Here is a 17,347-nt window from a genome sequence, read left to right on the forward strand (position 1 = left end):
CACCACCGGGCAGTGTGAGGGCCCAAATGGCCCGCTGTGGCCCCCCACCACCCGGTGGGGAGCCGCTCGCTATCTACGGCGAGGATCCACAACCCACCGGAACCCGGTGGACGTTCGTGGACACAGCGCTAGATCGCGCGGGCGACGCAGATTCTGGCGTCGAGGCGGGGTCCGGCTTCGTAGAGCATGTATTGGACGCCGCCGTCGGTGCCGAATGCTGGGGCTGCGACGCGGCCGTTGTCGGATGCGATTGGTCGGTGGAACACTCCGAGGTGGACTTCGCGGTCGAAGTTGTTGCCGATTTCGGTGAGGTACATGTTGCCGCTGTTGCCGTGGTAGGCGAGGTATGCGGTGCCGTTGCGTTTCAGCAGGTGTGCTGCGGAGATGTCGGTGAGTCCGTCGCCGGAGGGTGAGACGAGGGGGTTCGGGTCGAACTGCCAGCCGCTCCAGCCGTTGGGTGACCAGCCCCAGAAGATTTTGCGGGCGCCGGGTCCGATGGTGTGCAGGCCCATGAACACCATGACGTAGCGGTTGTTCTTGCCGGCTACGGAGTGTTCGAAGACTCGGGCGTAGGAGGTTTCGGTGGTGTTGGGTACGAGTCTGGTGGAGAGGATGGGTGTTTCGTCGGTGAAGTGGATGCCGTCGGTGGAGCGGGCGACGCGGGTGGTGTAGTTCTCGCCGTGGAAGTAGAGGTAGAACTGTTGGGTGGGGGTGTCCCAGACGACGTGTGGTGAGGACACGTGGCTGACGGTGGTGGTGGGTAGGTAGCGGTCGATGATGGGGTTGTTGGGGTATTCGGTGTAGGGGCCTTCGAGTCGGTCGGCGTAGGCGAGGCAGATTCCGCCGGGTGCGTCGTGGGGGGCGTAGTAGAGGTAGTAGCGGCCGAGGTAGGTGTCGAGTTTGTCGTAGACGCCGCGGACGCAGGGGAAGATGAATTCGCCGGTGGGGTTGTAGCGCAGTGGTCCGGTGAACGCGTCGCGGACGTATTGGTAGTTGGGGAAGCCGGCTGGTGCGGCGAGCGCGGGCGTGGGCGCGGCGGCGAGGGCGGCGCCGGTGGCCGCGACGCCGGCGGCGGCCGCACCGCGTAGCAGGGTGCGTCGGGTGATGGGGCCTTCAGGGGTACGCGTCATCGCGGTCCCTCCGTTCGTGAGACGGGCCGAAGAGGGCAGGGGAGACGGGGCCGGCCGGGACGGGTCAGCGGGCGTGTTCGACCTCGCTGGGCGGCCGGTTTGGTGTGGACGCTTGTCGCGGACGGCTTCTTTGGTCGATGAGTCTGCGCGCGCCGTCTCGGCGGCGTCAAGACGCTAATACGAATTAGCAAGGCGGTTTGGACGCGCTCCGGCTGGCGATGCCGCCGGCGTCACCGGCCTGTCGGCTGAAGCCCGATTTGCGCGCCGTGAACCCCGAACCGCTTCCGCCCGTGCAGGGGGCGTAGCTCGGTGACGACACGGGCATGTGCTCGCAAGGCGGGAGCTGAATGTGATGTTCGCACCTTCTGACCGGATCACCCGGCCGCCATCCCGATGGCAGGTCTGGCGGCGCGGCGTCGTGAAGGCGGCGGTAGTCGTGGTGGCCGCCGCGGCCGGTGTCTCTGCGATCTCGGCGAGCAACGCCGCCGAAACTCCGAACGCGGTACCGCTCGACGCATCCCTCGTCCCGGTGCTGGCGAACGCGGCCTCGTCGTGCACGGCGGCTCCCGAGCAGACCAGGGCCGTGCCGGCGCTACCACTGGGAGTCGAGCAGACCCAGCCACCGACGTTTCAGACGCCGATGAGCAAGGTCGCGCCCCTGTTCTCGTTCAAGGGCTTCCCCGACGCCGCCAACCTGCGGCTGAACGGGTCGGCGACCGTCGCGGGCGGGCGGCTGGTGCTGGCATCGGGGCGGGACAAGGCGGGCAGCGCGTGGGCGACCACCAGGATCGACCCGTCCCGCTCCTTCAGCACGGGGTTCTCGTTCGAGATCACCAAGATCAGCGACGGGATCGCGTTCGTGGTCCAGGGTCAGTCCCGCACCGCGCGCGGGAGCAGCGGCGAAGGGCTCGGCTACGGCGCCCGGCCGAACACCGGCCGGCCCCGGATCCAGCCGAGCCTGGCGGTCGAGTTCGACGCGTGGGCCAACAGGTTCGACCCCGTCGGCCGCCAGCACGTCGCGGTGACCAGGAACGGTGACATCACCCAGCATCTCGTGTGGAAGGACCCGGGCTTCAGCCTGTACGGCAGGGGCGTCGTCAACGTGTGGATCGACTATGACGCCAGGTTGCACAGGCTGAGGGTCTACGTGAGCAGGACGTCCGGCTTCCGTCCGGCCAAGCCGCTGTTGACGACATCGGTCGACCTGCGCCTGATCGTCGGCACCGGGCAGGCCTACGTCGGGCTCACCGGCGGCACCGGCATCACGACGGTGGCCGACCCGGTGCAGACGGTGGTGGCCTGGAACGTGAAGTTGAGGTGAGAGCCGACGTCGTGCGCGTGGACCGGTGTCGGGTCAGCGCTTTGCGGGACCGTCCCGCCATGCCTGCGGCTGCAACGACCGGAGGCCACTGTGCCAGGGATGGTTCGGGTTGCTTTCCACCAACGCCAACTTCTCTCTCATCTTGCCGAGCACTGGCGGCTCCTCGTCGTCGTCGAAGAAGTCGCCTTGGAGAAGCCTGATCAGATCGAGCCGATACTCAGGGTCACGGATGTACGAGCTGAACAACACGTTCAGCCGGTAGTAGACAGTGATGAAGTTGCGCCACCACTGGGTGGCGTTGCGCGACTTGCGCTCGAACTCGGCGAACGCGGACTTGGCGTAGCCGAGCGGTGCGGCGGCGATGATGTTGCTCGCGGCGAGCCGCGCGCTGCTGAGCGCGATGCCGACGCCGCTGGAGAAGATCGGGTCCACGAACCGCGCGGCGTCGCCGACGAGCACCCATCCGTCGCCGGACAGTTCGCGCATCGAGTAGCTGTAGTCGCCCTCCGCGGTGTACGGGCGCAATCGTCGGGCGGCGCGCAGTGCCTGTGCCAGCGGCGGCCGGGTGCTCACCCACGCGTCGAAGAACTTCTCCAGGTCACCGCTCGCCTCGCGCAGGCGGGCCTTCTCCGTGACGACGCCGACGCTGGTCACGGTGTCCGAGATCGGGATCTGCCACATCCAGGATCCGGCGAAGGGAAGGAAGTGGATGATCGTGTAATCGCCGATGCCGGTGGTGCCGCTCGCCGCCTCCCGGTCGAGGCCCTCGAACCAGGAGTGCACGGCGTACTGCTTGAACTCTGGATCGGCGACCTTGAGTTTGAGCTGACGGCCGAGCAGGGTGCCACGGCCGCTCGCGTCGACCACCATCGGCGCGTGCACCTCGGAAGTCGCGCCATGCCGTCGGAAGGTCACGCGCTTGATCGGGCCGTCGAGGTCCACCCGCCCGACCCGGGCCTCCTGGAGCACGGTCGCGCCCAGTTCGGCGGCATGTTCCAGCAGCAGCGTGTCGAAGCGGGCCCGGTCGACGTGATAGGTGTATTCGTGGGATACCCCGGTTTGTTGCCGTTCGGCGAACCGGACGGCGACCTGCGGGATGGTGAAGTGGCGGCGGTAGCGCACCACGCCGTCGGCCGTCGGGGCGTCGTCCGCCGCGGCCGTCCACGCCGCACCGTACTTTCGCGCGAACCCGGCCCGGTCGATCTTGTCCAGCACGCCGATCTCCTGGAGGGCGACCGTCGCTCTCGGCACCAGCGACTCGCCCACGTGCGGGCGGGGAAACCGGTCGCCTTCCAACACGATGCACCGCAGACCCGCCTTCGCCAGGTACGACGCGGTGGTCGAGCCGGCGGGGCCACCTCCGATGATGCAAACGTCGTAGGTCTCGGCAGTCACGATCCGTCCCTCTCTGCAGTCGTGCGGTCCTCAACCAACGCACGGCGGTCGAGCTTGCCGTTGGCCGTCCGCGGCAGCCGGTCGACCGTGCGGACGCTGTCGGGAATGAGGTGCGGGGCCAGTCGCCGCGCGAGGAACGGCTTGACCTCGCCCAGCGGCAGGGTGTTCCCCGAACGGGTGCGCACCCATGCGCGCAGCCGGGCCCGGTGACCGGATCCGACGGCCACGACCGCTGCCTCGACGACATCCGGGTGAGCGTGCAGCGCCGCCTCGATCTCGGCCGGTTCCACGCGGTAGCCGCGAATCTTCATCATGTGGTCGCGGCGGCCGACGTACTCGAACGCGCCGTCGGGGAGTCGGCGCACGACGTCGCCGGTGGCGTACGGGCCGTGCAGCGGCTCGGCGTTGAGGTAGCCGGTCATCAGCGTCGGCCCGGTGACCATCAGTTCGCCTTCCTCGCCGGGTTCGGCGATCGTTCCGTCCTGGCGGACGGCCCAGATCTCGTCGCCCGCGGCTGCGGTGCCGATCGGCACCGCAGCGGTGCGGTCGGCCGGGATCGCCCCGACGCGGTGGTAGGCGCAGACGTTGGTCTCGGTGGGGCCGTAGAAGTTGTAGAGGTCCAACGAGGGCCAGCGCTCGCGCAGCGCTCTGAGGTGCTCGATGGGGAACGTCTCGCCTGCGAACACGACGGCGCGCAGCGGCAGGCGGGCCTGGTCGAGCAGATGTCCGAATTCCATCATCATCGTCAGCGCGGACGGTACCGAGTACCAGATGGTGATGGCGTGGTCGTCGATGAACCGCACGAGGTTCCGCGCCGGGGTGGACTCCGGGATCAGGTGTACGGAAGCGCCCGCTCGGAACGCCGCGTAGAGGTCGAACACCGAGAGGTCGAACTGCAACGGCGCGTGGTTGGCGAGGCGGTCGCCGCCGGTGACACCGATTTCGTCCGCTGCCCAGTCGACGAACGCTGCTGCCGCGGAATGGCTCACGCACACGCCTTTGGGTGTGCCGGTCGAGCCCGAGGTGTAGAGCACGTAGGCGAGGTCGGTGTCACCTGTCGACGGCCGTGGCGGTCGTGGCGCCGACCTGACCTCCCACCGGGCGAGGTCGTCGTGGCCGATCAACGCGGGCGGTAGCGCCGTCTGCCCGGCGACGTCGGTGGCCCTCCCGTCCGTCGTCACCACGGCCGCCGGTGTGCAGTCGCTGATCAGGGCCGCCGCCCGCGGTGCGGGGGCGCGCGGGTCCAGCGGGACGTAGGCCGCGCCCAGCCGCAGCACCGCCTGCGTGACCGCGACGCCGAACGTGGACTTCGGCAACCACAGGGCGACGCGGTCGCCGGCGTCGACACCGAGCGTGCGCAGTCCGGCGGCGAGCTCGTCCGCGCGAGCGTTCAGCTCGCGATAGGTCAGGCATGCGTCCGGACCACACACCGCCACCGCGTCGGGTGTCGCCGCGGCGGCGCGAAGCACGTGCCCCTCAAGTCTCACGGCGTAGCTCCGCCGCGATGACGTCGCGGTGGATCTCGGAGGTGCCGGAGAACAGCGACGCGGGCACCGCGTCCGCGATCGCCTGCTCGACGCCGGAACCTGCCATGATGCCCGCACCGCCGTGCAGGTGCACGGCGTCGAGCGCGTTGCGGGTGGCGGCCTCGCTGACGCCCAGCTTCGCGAGCGACACGTCGAGCGGACGGGCCGTCCCCTGGTCGCGCGCCCAGCAGGCGTGGTACAGCAGCAGACGCGCGCTCTCCAGACGTAGTTTCATGTCGGCGAGTCGGTGTGCGACGGCCTGGTGTCTGGCGAGCGACTTGCGGAACTGGCGGCGCTCGCTGGTGTACGCGACGGTCCTGCCGAGTTGGCGGTCCATGGCACCGACGTAGGCGGCGAACAGGCAGGTGCGTTCCCACTCCATCGATCCGGTGAAGACGTCGCGTCCATCGCCCTCGCCGCCGAGCCGGTTCGCCACCGGTACCGCCACACCGTCGAGGTAGACCGGGGCGAGTGGCGAGGACGCGAGCCCGGTCTTCGGCAGCGGTGAGCCGACCGTCACCCCTGGTGTGTCGCGGTGCACGACGAACGCGCTGATGCCCAGGTAGCCGCTGCGGGGGTCGGTGCTCGCGTACACCACGAACACGTCGGCCAGCGGGGCGTTGGTCACGTAGTTCTTCACACCGTCGAGCACGTACCGGTCGCCGTCGCGTACGGCCGTGGCGCGCATGGCGTAGACATCGGACCCCGCCTCGGCCTCGGTTATCGCGTTGGCCGCGATCCACTCGCCCGACCCGAGCTTCGGCAGCACCTCGTCCCGTACGGAGTCGGTGCCGTGCACCGCGATCGGCATCGCGCACGCGAACAGGTGGGCGCAGGCTGAGAACACCAGCCCCATGTCCTCGTGCCCACGGGCGAATGCCTCGATCGCGAGAGCCGTGCTCAGCGAGTCGAGCCCAAGCCCACCCCAGCGTTCGGGAAGGCTGAGCCCGAGCAGGCCGAATTCTCCGCACCGCCGCCACTTCTGCCGGCTGAAGTACGGTCCGCCGCTGCGGTCGTGCTCGTCCTGGGCGTTGAGCGCGACGCCGAGTGCGTGGATGCTGTCCGCGAGTAGACGTTGGTCGGGGCCCGGTGCGAAGTCCATGTGTCCTCGGCGGGGTGTACGTGTCCGCTGTCCGGTGATCAGGACGGCAGGCGGTCGGCCGCGATCAGCACGTACTGCAGCACGTTGGACCGGTATCCGTCGAGGAACGCCCGCTCGACGCCGGTTCGGTGCTCGGAGTGACTGCGCAGCTCCCAGTACGGGATCGTCTGGGAGTTGAGGACGGTGACCTGACTGGGCGAGAACCCGGCGGCGGACAGCGCCGCGAGGTATTCGCTGCGCTTGTGCATCCGGGTGCCGTAGTGCGCGTCCACCGCCTCGCAGTCCGCGCTCGTCGGCGCGATCGTGTCGTTGACGCAGTAGGTGACGCAGACGTAGCGCCCGCCGGGACGCAGCAGCCGGGCGAACTCGCCGAACGCGGCAGCCAGGTCGACGTACATGGTGGTCTCGTTGGTGAGGACGCGGTCAAAGTGACCGTCCGGGAACAGCGTTCGGGTCATGTTCTGCAGGTGGAAGGTGACCTTGTCCGTGCAGCCGTGTTGAGCTGCCTGCTTCGTGGCGAAGTCGACCTGGTACTGCGACAGGGTGATGCCGTCGACCCAGCAGCCGAACCTGCGGTGCGCGCTGAACGAGCCACCGCCCCTGCCCGACCCGGCGTCGAGCAACCGGCCGTCCGGCTCCATGCCGCCGAGCGCGTCGAGCACGACGTCGGTCTGTGCGCACTCCAGCCGGTGCAGTTCCCGGATGATGGCGGCTTCGCGGTCGGCGCCGCTGCCGGACAGCACGGCAGGGTCGTAGTCCCCGAGGCCGTAGTGGTGGTGGACCAGCCCGTCCTCGGCGCCGAGCAGAAGGTTGATCGGGTCGTTCAGTTTCTCATTCCAGTAACGAGCTACTGACTTTTCGTAGTCGGTGGCGATGGCGTCGGGTGTCACGTCTGCCTTGGGCACGGCGGCCTCCGGGGATCGTGGGGAATGCGCGCGGATAAGTCCAGCCATGCTCTCGATGGTCTCCCACTTCGAGTGCAGCCAGTCGCTCAACGTAATCGAATATTCACTCTCGACGAATGCGATGAGTTCTTCGACATTGAGCGAGTCGATCAGCCGATGCTTCAGGAGCGGGGTACGTTCGTCGAACGAGATGTCCTCGCCCTCCAGCAGTACGTCCGCGACGAAGTCGTGGATTGTCCGTTCGATATCGTCCATTGTCTTGCCTTCCCTGACGAGGGGGTGCTGTCATGATCCATGCCTCTGCCGGCGTGCGCAAGGGTCAAGCACGCCGCCACTCACGGTAATCGTCGACACAGGGCGGTGATGCGACATGGACGCTGAATTGGGCCGGTCACGTACTCCACAAACAATGTCCATTTTTGATCCGTTTGACGCCACTAACTCCACAAAGGGCGGCGCGCACGCGGCGTGGCGCGCGCTGCGGCGGACCGAGCCGGTGCGTAAGGACGTCGCCCCCAACGGGACGGAGTGCTGGTCGTTTTTCCGCTACGCGGAATGCCACACGATTCTGCGCGACACGGCGATGTTCAGCTCCACATCGGGCGCCCTGCTCAACTGTGTCGGCGCACCCGACCCGGCCGGCGGCCAGGCTCTGGCGCTCACGGACCCACCCCAGCACACGGCGCTGCGCCGGCCGTCCGCCCGCGCGGTGGGGCCCGGGGCCGTCCGGGCGCACGAGGCCGAGATCCGCGTGCGCGTGCGCCGGTTGCTCCGCCCGATCCTCGCCGGAGGCGTCCACGACCTGGCCACCGCGCTGCGGCAACTCCCGATGATCGCCGCCGGTCCCCTCCTCGGGATACCCGAGGAACATTGGGACAACACGGTCGTGACCGCCCTCGCCACCCTCGCGCCAAGCGACCCGTCCTACCAGGACGGAGACGAGGACGAGACGGTCCTACGCGCGAGTTCACGGCTCTTCGGGTCGATCAGGGCCTCGTTGGCCACGTCGCTGTCCCGACCGGAAACGCTCATCGGCGCCTTGTCGGCGACCTCTGTCGACGGCACCGCGCTGACCCGCCGCCGGATCATGCTGAACGTCCACAGCGCGCTGGTCGGCGGCAACACCGCCACGCTGAACGTCGCGCTACACCTGCTGCTGCACCTCGCGCGCACGCCTGACCTGTGGCGGGCGGTCGTCGACGACCGGTCGGTGATTGCCGGCCTGGTCGACGAAGCGGCACGCTGGACCACCCCCGCACAGCAGTTGGTGCGCCGGGCCACCGCGGACGTCGAACTCGGCGGGGTACGGCTGCGCGCGGGCGACTGGGTGGTGGCCTGGATCGCGTCGGCGAACCGGGACGAGTCCGTGTTCTCTTCGCCCTACCGGTTCGATCCCCGCCGCGCGCCCAACCCGCACCTCGCGTTCGGGTTCGGTCCCCACTTCTGCGTCGGCGCGGCGGCGTCACGCACGCTGCTCGCCGCCCTCGTCGACGAGCTCGCCGACAGCGGCGTCCGCTTCGCTCTCGCCGGCCCTCCGCGCCACCTCGTGTCCACCGTGGTGAACGGGATCGCCAGCCTGCCGATAAGGTTCACGCCATGACCGCGACCTGCGGCGAGCACGCGGAGGCCGCCGTGCGAGGGCTGTGCCACGCGACCGGCCTCGACCAACTCGCCGACCAGGTGGCGGCGGACGTCCGGCTCATGGGCGAAACGTGGCGACATCGCCCGCTCGACGCCCCTCCGGCGTGGTCGACGCTCACCGCGGACAGCACACCGCTCGAACTCTCCGTCGTGCTCGGCGACGAGCCACTCGGCCTGCGAGCCTCGGTCGAAGCGCACGCCGAACCCGCGAACCCGGTGTCGTACTGGGAAAGCGCGCGCCGGTTGAACGCGCGCCTGAGCGCCACCCACGGCCTCGACCTGAGCAGGCTGCGGCGGATCGAGCACCTCGTGGCCCCCCGACCGGCCGACCGCCCGCCCATGGCGGCGTTCCACACGATGGGCTGGGTTCCCGGCCGACCGCCGAGTGGCAAGATCCACCTGTGGCTCGGCGGCCCCAACCCCGCCGACACGGCCGCGCGCGTCGACGCGGCACTGTCCGCGCTCGGATTCCCCGGCCAGTGGCAGGTGATCGCCGGCGCGATGCACGACGACGACACGGTGTCCTACCTGTGCCTCGACCTCGCGACAGGACCGTCGGCCAGGACGAAGCTGTACGTGCAGCACCGCGGTGTCCTCACCGCGGAACGCCTCGCCCGCTGGGACCGGTTGGGGCCACGCGCCGACCTCGGAGACGGCCCCACGATGGCCGCGATCGCAGGCCGCGCCTGGGCGCGATCCGCGTGGGCACCGGGGACACCGTCGCGGACCCGGCTCGAATGGCGATCCAACCACCGCCGCTTCTGGTCGTACGGCACCTACGTGTCGCTCGTGCCTGGTGGCACGCGTCCGATCGAGTCGGTGATGCACCAGTTCGGGCTGACCCCGCGCTGCCGATCCGACGCCGAGGCGCAGTGGATGATCCGCGAGGTCCTCGACGCCTACGACGTGTCGGCGCGCAGCCGCGACGCCTACGAGCGCTGCGCGCGGTTCTTCATGGGCGGCGAGGCGGACAAGGAGATGTACGCGCACTCGTTCCTCAGCGCACAGCGCTCCCCCCACGGAGCCGCGCGGATCGCGGTGTACTTCAACCCACGGATGTACTTCCGACGGCACGGCCTCACCAACGGTGATCTCGCGCGGGCGGGGCAGTTCCAGAGCCGCGGCGGGGACGACGATGGCCGCTGACCGGATCGGGACGTTTCGGGGCGACGGCGCGGACTTCTACTACGTCGTGCGCGGTGCCGGCCCACCGCTCATGCTGCTGCCCAGCGGCGGCGGTGACGCGCATTGCGCCGATCTGCTCGCCACCCGGCTCGCCGAGACCTACACCGTTCTGACCTACGACCGGCGGGGCCAGAGCCGCACCGCGGTGGACGACCCGGGGCGCCCGGTGTCACTCGAACGGCATGCCGAGGACGCGGCCGCGCTGGCCGACCACATCTTCGGCGAGGCCCCCGTCAGCGTGTTCGGGTGCAGCACCGGCGCGGTCATCGGCCTGGAAATCGCGTGGCGCCGGCCGCGGCGGGTGAGTGTCCTCGTCGCCCACGAACCCCCGCTGCGGTCGCTCGCCACCGCGTCCGAGCGCGCCAGGTACGACAGGTTGCACCGCGACGCTCGCCGGGTCCACGCGGAGTCGGGCTGGCCGGCGGCGCTCAGAATCATGCGGGCCGGCTTCGGAGACCCCTCCCACGATCCACGCGACCACGAGGACGAGGTGGTGTGGGAGCCAGCCAGCGGCCGGACCGTCGCGAACATCAACGCCTTCCTCACCGGCGAGGCGCGCGCGACATGGGAATACCGGATCGGCGCCGCCGGCTGGGCGGCGCTGCGCGCGGGCGCCACGACGGTCGTGCCCGCCACCGGCCGGACGACCGACACGTTCCCCAGCCGCTGCGCGGCCAGGCTCGCGGCCGTGCTCGGCGAGTACCTGGCCGACCTGCCGGGCGGCCACGAGGGGTACCGGACACACCCCGCGGCGTTCGGCGCGGCGCTGCACGCGCTGCTCACCTCGCGCGGGCCCACCGGGTGACGCACCGACGGCCAGATGATCTCGCAAAGAGAGACGAGAGCCCGACGGCACCCGGTCACGTCGAGCCAAGCCGGCAGCATCCCCGCAGGTCCGGCTGCATGCCGGCCGAGTTGCAGCACAACAGGTCATGGATCACGTGGCCGGTGCCCTCGTCCCGTCACAACGCGAAGTAGTGGTACGTCGCACGCCGCGGGCCCAAACCGGAAACCGACACGCTTCCCACCAGCGGGGCTAACATTGCGCCGATGGTCGTCCTATCGTGTCGGCATGCGTTCACCTGCCTCGGCCATCGTCGGTCGGGACGTCGAGCTGGCGGTCTTGCGAGAGCTGATTGTGGGGGTGGCCGAGGGCCGAGGCGGCATGGTGTGGGTGGACGGCGAACCTGGGATCGGGAAGTCGACACTGCTCTCGGCGGCGATGGACGAGGCAGCCCGGTTGGGGTGCGCGGTGTACGCGGGGGCCGCGCCGGAGTTGCTGCCGCCGTTTCCGTTGCAGGTGTTGCTGGACGCGCTGCGGGTGGGGCGGGATTCGGTGGACCCGTTGCGGGCGCCGTTGGTGGGGTTGTTGCGGGGGGAGGGAAGGTCGGAGCTGGTGACGCCGCGGGATGCGGCGGCGTTGCTGGCCGAGCAGGTCCTGGTGTTGGTGGATCGGTTGTGTTCGGTGTCGCCGGTGGTGCTGGTGCTCGACGACGCGCAGTGGGCGGACGAGGCGAGCCTGTCGGTGTGGTCGCGGTTGGGTCGGGCCGCCGCCCAGGCGCCGTTGTTGCTGGTGGCGGCGTGCCGGCCGGTGCCACGCCGGCCGGAAGTGACCGCAACGCGGCGCGACCTCGTGGAGCGGGGGGCGACGGTGCTGCCGTTGGGGGCTCTGTCGGCACCGCAGGTGATCGAGGTGGTCGGCGAACTGGTGGGCGCGGTGCCGAGCGGGGCGTTGGCGGAGCTGACGGGGCAGGCGGGGGGAAATCCGCTCTATGCCCGCGAGGCGGTCGAGGCGTTGGTCCGGGAGTCGCGGATCACGGTGGCGGCGGGAGTGGCGGAGTTGACGGATGCGGGGGAGTGGCCGGGGTCGTTGCCGGAGGCGATCGGGCGGCGGTTGGGGTTCCTGCCGGAGCGGATCCGGTCGGTGCTGGGGCTGGCGGCGGTGTTGGGTTCCGCGTTCACGGTCGATGACCTGGGGGTGGTCTCCGGTCAGGCGGCGACCGAGTTGATGGTCGTGGTGGATGAGGCGGTGGCGGGCGGGGTGTTGGCGGCGTCGGGGGATCGGCTGGTGTTCCGGCACGGGCTGATCCGGCAGGCGCTGTACGAGGCGATGCCGGCGAGTCTGCGGGCGGCGTTGCATCGGCAGGCCGCTCGGGCGCTGGCCGGCGCGGGGGCGCCGGTGGAGCGGGTGGCCGAGCAGTTGCTCGCCGGCCCGGTGACGGCCGACGAGTGGATGATCGATTGGGTGGCCCGGGAAGCCGCGGCGATGACCTACCGGGCGCCGCGGGTGGCCGTCGACCTGTTGACCCGGGTCCGCGGCGCGGTCGACGACGATCCGCGCCGGGAACGGCTGGATGCCGACCTGACGGTCGCGCTGTCGCAGCTTGGCGACAACAAGCAGGTCGAGCAGTTGGCCCATCCGGTGTTGGCCTTCAGCCGCGATCCCGTGGTGACAGCTCGGGTGGCCTGGACCCTTGTGTACGCGCTGATGCGCATGGGGCGGTACGAGCGGGCCGTCGAGGTCGCCGAGCACACGCTGGAGCGGCCGGGACTTTCGGCGGTCTGGGCCGCCCGGTTGTGCGCCCTGCGCGCCCTTGCGCTCATCGGCGACGGGCGTTTCGACGAGGCTCGGGGGGCCGCCGCACGAGCCGAGGCCGAGGGGCACCAGGCCGGTGACCGGCTGGCGGCCGGATACGCCCTGCACGCCCTGGCCCTCATCGAGCACAACCAGCGGCGGGACGTGGCGGCGCAGGTGGCGCTCATCGATCGCGCGCTGGCGGTGCTGGGGGACGAACCGCCGGTCGCCGACCTGCGGCTGCTGCTGATGATCAACCGCGCGGGTGGCCTGGACAACCTGGGCCGGCCCGCCGAGGCCGACGACGCCTTCGGCCAGGCCATGGTGTTCGCCGAACGTGCCGGCACTCCGCCCCGGCTGGGGCATCTGCGGGCGAAGATCGCCGACTACAGCTTCTACCGGGGGCGGTGGGACGAGGCGCTGGCGGAGCTGCAGGCTTCTGCCGACCTGCCGACCGACATGACGTACCGGCTGGCCGGCCGCGGGGTGCGGGCGTTGATCGCGGTTCACCGCGACGACCTGCCGGCGGCCGAGCGGGAGTTCGTCGGCATCGAGGAGCTGACAAGCCCCGGGAACGGCTTGCGCCTGTACGCCGACCTCCTGCTGGTTGCCTGGGCGTTGGCGGCCGAGCGCGAGGGCCGGCCCGGCGAGGCGCTGGCTCGCCTGCTGGCCGCGTTCGATCCCGAGGGGATGCGCGACTTTCCGCAACTGACTCCGGACACGCCGATGTGGTTGGCCGACGTGGTCCGCCTCGCGCTGGCCAGCGGCGACCGTACCACCGCCACCGCCACCGCCACCGCGACCGCCGCGGCCTGGGCAAACGCCGTCCCCCAGGGGCAGGCGTCTCCCGCCACCACCGCCTCGGCCGGGTACTGCGCGGGCCTGCTGGCCGCCGACCCCACGGGGATTCTCACCGCCGCCGACACCTTCCACCGCATCGGCTACCCCCTGTTCCGCGCGCAGGCACTCGAGGACGCCGCCGTGCTGTACGCCGATCGCGGCGACCAGCTTGCGGCGCGGGCCGCGTACGCGCAGGCGATCGAGGTCTACACGTCGCTCGACGCGGCCTGGGACATCATGCGCGCCGACGCCCGCCTACGGCTGTACGGCATCCGCCGTGGCCGCCGCGGACCACGCCGCCGGCCCACCATCGGCTGGGAAGCCCTCACCACCACGGAACGGAAGATCGCAGACCTCGTCGCCGCGGGACAGTCCAACCCGAACATCGCCGCCCAACTGTTCCTGTCCCGCCGTACCGTGGAAACCCACGTCTCCCACATCCTGGCGAAGCTCGGGGCCCACTCGCGGGTCGACATCGCCCGTGAGCTGGCGAATGCGCAGTAAGACACTTGGAGTGACTTCGAAACGTCAAGCGGGGGGCGACGGGGCCTTGTCTCGTACGGCCGATCGTGGGTCACGATGCGGGACGAGGGCTCACCAGCAGGCGCGGGATCGTCCACGAGATGCCCGCGGTCTCGCGGAGTACCTTCCCGTCGTGGTCGAGGTGAACGTCGTCCGGCAGTTGGGTCAGCATTGCCACCAACACGTCCTCCCCCACGCCGGCTACCCTCGGCGACGATTCGCCGCATGAGTTCGGGATGCGCGATGGCCTGGCGGCGTACCCGTACAGGTCGTGCTCGAGAAGCATGCCGATCAGGCTCGCGGCCGAGGCGGCCTGCGTCTCGTAGCTGACGACCAGCATCCCCAGCTGGCTCATGAGCTGGCTGTCGGTCATGACACCGGAGTCCCGCGCGTCGACCAGGTGACGGGCCAGCCCGTCGGGCAGGTCGTGGTGTTCCTCGATCACGAGCTGCAGGATCGCTTCGCCGGGACGAGATGTAGCGGGTCCAGTCGCCGGCGATCGTACTCATCGTCATGACGCCACCGACGCCGACGGCGAACACCGACAGCAGCCAGGTGCTGGTGAAGCTGCCGAGCGCGTACTGGCCGCCCCGATACCCCACGTCGACGTGGCCGGCGAAGGCCGCCACCAGTAGCAGCGTGGTGACCACGCCGAAGATCATCAGGATCAGCGTGGTCCGGACGAGCAGGTGGTACCCGTATACCGCGATCAGCACAGAAAGGAGGCCGAGAACCGTGTCAGCGCAAGGGAGCCGTTCCCCGTCGGCGTATGGAGGAGCCTGGCCGCGCCCGCGACCAGTACGCCGCCGCTGGACCAGATAGCGATGGCTGTGCCCAGCAACATCATGCCCAGCCCGATGATGGACCCGATCAATCGGCCTCGTACACCGAAATGCGCCCCGCTCGAGGTGGAATTGTTGGTGGCGGTATGTGAGCCGATGACGATGAGCGGCACGAGTGGAACGCGCCACGGCAACAGGTATTCAAATGCCGAATCCCGAACTCCTGCTCGGCGTCCTCGGCTGCTGCACACCGACGCCCGACTGGCCCGCAGCCAGCTTCACCGCTGGCCACGCATCCCCGGTGAGGTCAGGCAGACCCCTCAGCTCCGTGAACGATCGAAATCAGTCCACGGTCGGCTTCCGGCCGACGCCGCCGAGGATCCAGACCTCCTCGGGGCTGATGTCGGTTTCGACGTCGGGCCGCCATTCCGGAACGAACACCAGGCCGGGGTCGATGAGGGGTGCGCCGTCGAAGAAGCGTTCGATTTGATCGCGCGTGCGGTGGGTGGCCGGATACTTGGTGTTCTTGTAGACCTCTGCGGCGCCACCAGCGTTGTCCGGTCTGGGATCGGCGGTGGCGTGATTGATGACAAGGTAGCTACCCGGGGCCATCGCGTCGCGGAGGCGGGCGACGATCCCGTACGGGTCAGCTTCGTCGTCGATGAAGTGAAGGACGGCCACCAACAGGATGGCCATTGGCTGGTCGAAGTCGATCTGCGCCCGGGTCTCGGGGTGGTTGAGGATGACATCAGGATCGCGCAGGTCCGCCGTGATCACGCTCGTGGTCTTGGCTTCGGCGGTCTTCAAGGCACGCGAGCGGGCCAGCACCTGCGGATCGTTGTCGACGTAGACCACGCGCGCGTCCGGCGCCTCGGCTTGGGCGATCTCGTGGACGCTGCCTTGGGTGGGCAGGCCACTGCCGATGTCGAGGAATTGCCGGATGCCCGCGTCGCGGGCCAGGAATCGCACCGCACGTTGGATGAACCCTCGGTTCTCCCGTGCCATGAGGATCACTTCGGGAGCTGCTGCGATCACCTTGTTCGCGGCTCGACGATCGGCTGCGAAATTGTTCCTGCCGCCCAGGTAGTAGTCGTACATGCCCGCAGCAGTGGGGACGGAGGGGTCGATGCCGTCCGACTGGACTGAGCTTTCCGTGCTCATCTGTTTCTGAGTCCTTCCCCAAGGGCGTCCCCATGGTTCGTCCAGATCCGATGTGACCTGACAGCCCCGCGAAGCGGGCCGGTCCGGTGAGCGACGCTCAGCAACCTTGTGACGGAACCATCATCCATTAGCGGTTACGAGCGTGATGTAGCCGGTGGAGTACACGGTTGTCGCCGCGTTCGGTCCGAGCGTGACGCGTCCCGCCGGCACGTTCTTGGCGAACACGACGAAGTGGCGCTGGTCCGGGTCGTTGGTCGGGATGATCATGTCAGTGCGCTTGAAGCCCTGCTGGTTCAGCCACGCCGGCCACCAGTTGCTTACCTCCGGTGCTCCGCGTCTGTCGAAGGCGGCGTACACGGTGGCGTCGCGTGCGACATCGAACACCAGGTAGTCCGCTGGGGAGGTCAGTCGCTTGTCGTCGCTGGCGCCGGGGATCAGCACTGCTCCGGTGAGCGGGCCGGGAAGGCTGGTGAAGACGGGCGGCCGGTCGACGAAATGCTTGGCACCTACCACCGCGGGGCGGACCGTAGACAGCTTCGACGGTTTCTGTACCTGGACGTCCTCCAGTTCGAGCATCGGCCGTTTGCTCGGGGTGTTGGTTTTGGGCGTTGCGCTGGGCGTCTGCGGCCGTTCGCTCGGGGTGTTGGTTTTGGGCGTTGCGCTGGGCGTCTGCGGCCGTTTGCTCGGGGTGCTGGTTCCGGGCGTTGCGCTGGGCGTCTGCGGCCGGTCGCTCGGGATGTCGGCCTCGGACGTCGCGCTGGACACCTGTGGCTGGTGGCTCGGGGCGTTGTTCCCGGACACGAGCGCTACGCCCAGCAGGCCGATGACCGCGACCAGCGCGACGACGAGGCGCGCGTTTGCGAGCCGTGACCACCGCCGCCGCGCCGGGGGCGGCACGGCCGCCGGGCGGGGGTCTGCGGTGGGGCCGCTGACCGGTTGTGTCGGCTTGGCCGGCGGCTGCGCCCGGTGCTTCGCGCCGCGCTTCGCCTTGGGGGCCGGCGCGCCCGCGGGCGCGGCTGCGGGCGCGGGCGTGTCCGAACCGGGTGTTGCGTGTCGACTAACAACGCGCTGCTCGCCGCTGTCGCGTTTGGCCGCCTGGCGTGGGGTGCCGGTTTGGAGTGCCGTGGTGGTTGGTGTGGTGGGTGCGGGGCGTCGGGGTGTCGGGATGCCGCGTGCGGTGTGGGTGTCGGAGCTGAGCATGGCGGCGCCGAGCGCGACGGCGTGTTTCGGGTGGGTGTTGGTCATGATCGGTCGCCGTAGTG

Annotated in this window: 13 protein-coding genes and 1 pseudogene; 5 read left to right on the plus strand and 9 right to left on the minus strand. The window is 69.8% G+C overall.

Annotated elements, in window-relative coordinates; translation table 11 throughout:
• Positions 1-128: 128 nt before the first annotated feature.
• Positions 129-1,130: a hypothetical protein gene (locus tag ACGFIZ_RS26720; RefSeq protein ID WP_393423597.1), complete on the minus strand. Its 1,002-nt coding sequence runs from the start codon at positions 1,128-1,130 to the stop codon at positions 129-131.
• A 352-nt stretch (positions 1,131-1,482) separates the two neighbouring features.
• On the opposite strand from ACGFIZ_RS26720, the gene ACGFIZ_RS26725 reads away from it, so the two are divergent.
• The gene (locus ACGFIZ_RS26725) at positions 1,483-2,451 is read left to right on the plus strand and encodes an L-type lectin-domain containing protein (protein ID WP_393423599.1); all 969 of its coding nucleotides are present in this window, start codon (positions 1,483-1,485) and stop codon (positions 2,449-2,451) included.
• Positions 2,452-2,484: 33 nt separating this feature from the next.
• Here the strand turns inward: ACGFIZ_RS26725 and ACGFIZ_RS26730 are convergent, their stop codons facing one another.
• The 4 genes from ACGFIZ_RS26730 to ACGFIZ_RS26745 are packed head-to-tail and all read right to left on the minus strand — an operon-like array spanning position 2,485 to position 7,634.
• On the minus strand, positions 2,485-3,846 hold the full coding sequence (locus ACGFIZ_RS26730) for an NAD(P)/FAD-dependent oxidoreductase (protein ID WP_393423601.1): 1,362 nt from the start codon (positions 3,844-3,846) through the stop codon (positions 2,485-2,487).
• The gene (locus ACGFIZ_RS26735) at positions 3,843-5,333 is read right to left on the minus strand and encodes an amino acid adenylation domain-containing protein (RefSeq protein WP_393423603.1); all 1,491 of its coding nucleotides are present in this window, start codon (positions 5,331-5,333) and stop codon (positions 3,843-3,845) included. Before ACGFIZ_RS26735 ends, ACGFIZ_RS26730 begins: the two co-directional genes overlap by 4 nt.
• Positions 5,323-6,474, minus strand: a complete 1,152-nt coding sequence (locus ACGFIZ_RS26740) for an acyl-CoA dehydrogenase family protein (RefSeq protein ID WP_393423605.1) — start codon at positions 6,472-6,474, stop codon at positions 5,323-5,325. The genes ACGFIZ_RS26735 and ACGFIZ_RS26740 overlap by 11 nt, the downstream gene beginning before the upstream one ends.
• A gap of 38 nt (positions 6,475-6,512) precedes the next feature.
• Positions 6,513-7,634, minus strand: coding sequence for a methyltransferase domain-containing protein (locus tag ACGFIZ_RS26745; protein ID WP_393423606.1), 1,122 nt, complete (start codon positions 7,632-7,634; stop codon positions 6,513-6,515).
• Between the two features lie 154 nt (positions 7,635-7,788).
• Here ACGFIZ_RS26745 and ACGFIZ_RS26750 point away from each other — a divergent pair, with 154 nt between their 5' ends.
• The 4 genes from ACGFIZ_RS26750 (at position 7,789) to ACGFIZ_RS26765 (ending at position 14,124) form a co-directional block, all read left to right on the plus strand.
• Positions 7,789-8,979 carry a cytochrome P450 gene (locus tag ACGFIZ_RS26750; RefSeq protein WP_393423608.1) on the plus strand — a complete coding sequence of 397 codons (1,191 nt, stop codon included), beginning with the start codon at positions 7,789-7,791 and terminating at the stop codon, positions 8,977-8,979.
• Positions 8,976-10,166 (plus strand): hypothetical protein, encoded by a 1,191-nt coding sequence (locus ACGFIZ_RS26755; protein WP_393423610.1) that lies wholly within the window; start codon positions 8,976-8,978, stop codon positions 10,164-10,166. The genes ACGFIZ_RS26750 and ACGFIZ_RS26755 overlap by 4 nt, the downstream gene beginning before the upstream one ends.
• Positions 10,156-11,010, plus strand: coding sequence for an alpha/beta fold hydrolase (locus ACGFIZ_RS26760; RefSeq protein ID WP_393423612.1), 855 nt, complete (start codon positions 10,156-10,158; stop codon positions 11,008-11,010). Before ACGFIZ_RS26755 ends, ACGFIZ_RS26760 begins: the two co-directional genes overlap by 11 nt.
• 267 nt (positions 11,011-11,277) lie before the next feature.
• Entirely contained in the window at positions 11,278-14,124 is a 2,847-nt protein-coding gene (locus tag ACGFIZ_RS26765; protein WP_393423614.1) for an AAA family ATPase, read from the plus strand.
• A 70-nt stretch (positions 14,125-14,194) separates the two neighbouring features.
• Here the strand turns inward: ACGFIZ_RS26765 and ACGFIZ_RS26770 are convergent, their stop codons facing one another.
• From ACGFIZ_RS26770 to ACGFIZ_RS26785, 4 genes and pseudogenes are all read right to left on the minus strand, one after another.
• On the minus strand, positions 14,195-14,587 hold the full coding sequence (locus tag ACGFIZ_RS26770; protein ID WP_393423615.1) for a hypothetical protein: 393 nt from the start codon (positions 14,585-14,587) through the stop codon (positions 14,195-14,197).
• A 264-nt stretch (positions 14,588-14,851) separates the two neighbouring features.
• Positions 14,852-15,097, minus strand: coding sequence for a hypothetical protein (locus ACGFIZ_RS26775; protein ID WP_393423616.1), 246 nt, complete (start codon positions 15,095-15,097; stop codon positions 14,852-14,854).
• Between the two features lie 169 nt (positions 15,098-15,266).
• Positions 15,267-16,085 (minus strand): SAM-dependent methyltransferase, encoded by an 819-nt coding sequence (locus ACGFIZ_RS26780; protein ID WP_393423618.1) that lies wholly within the window; start codon positions 16,083-16,085, stop codon positions 15,267-15,269.
• A 120-nt stretch (positions 16,086-16,205) separates the two neighbouring features.
• Positions 16,206-17,347, minus strand: a pseudogene (locus tag ACGFIZ_RS26785) (hypothetical protein); the annotation flags it as partial.

Source organism: Micromonospora sp. NPDC048830 (genome assembly GCF_043198215.1).
Taxonomy (GTDB): Bacteria; Actinomycetota; Actinomycetes; order Mycobacteriales; family Micromonosporaceae; genus Micromonospora.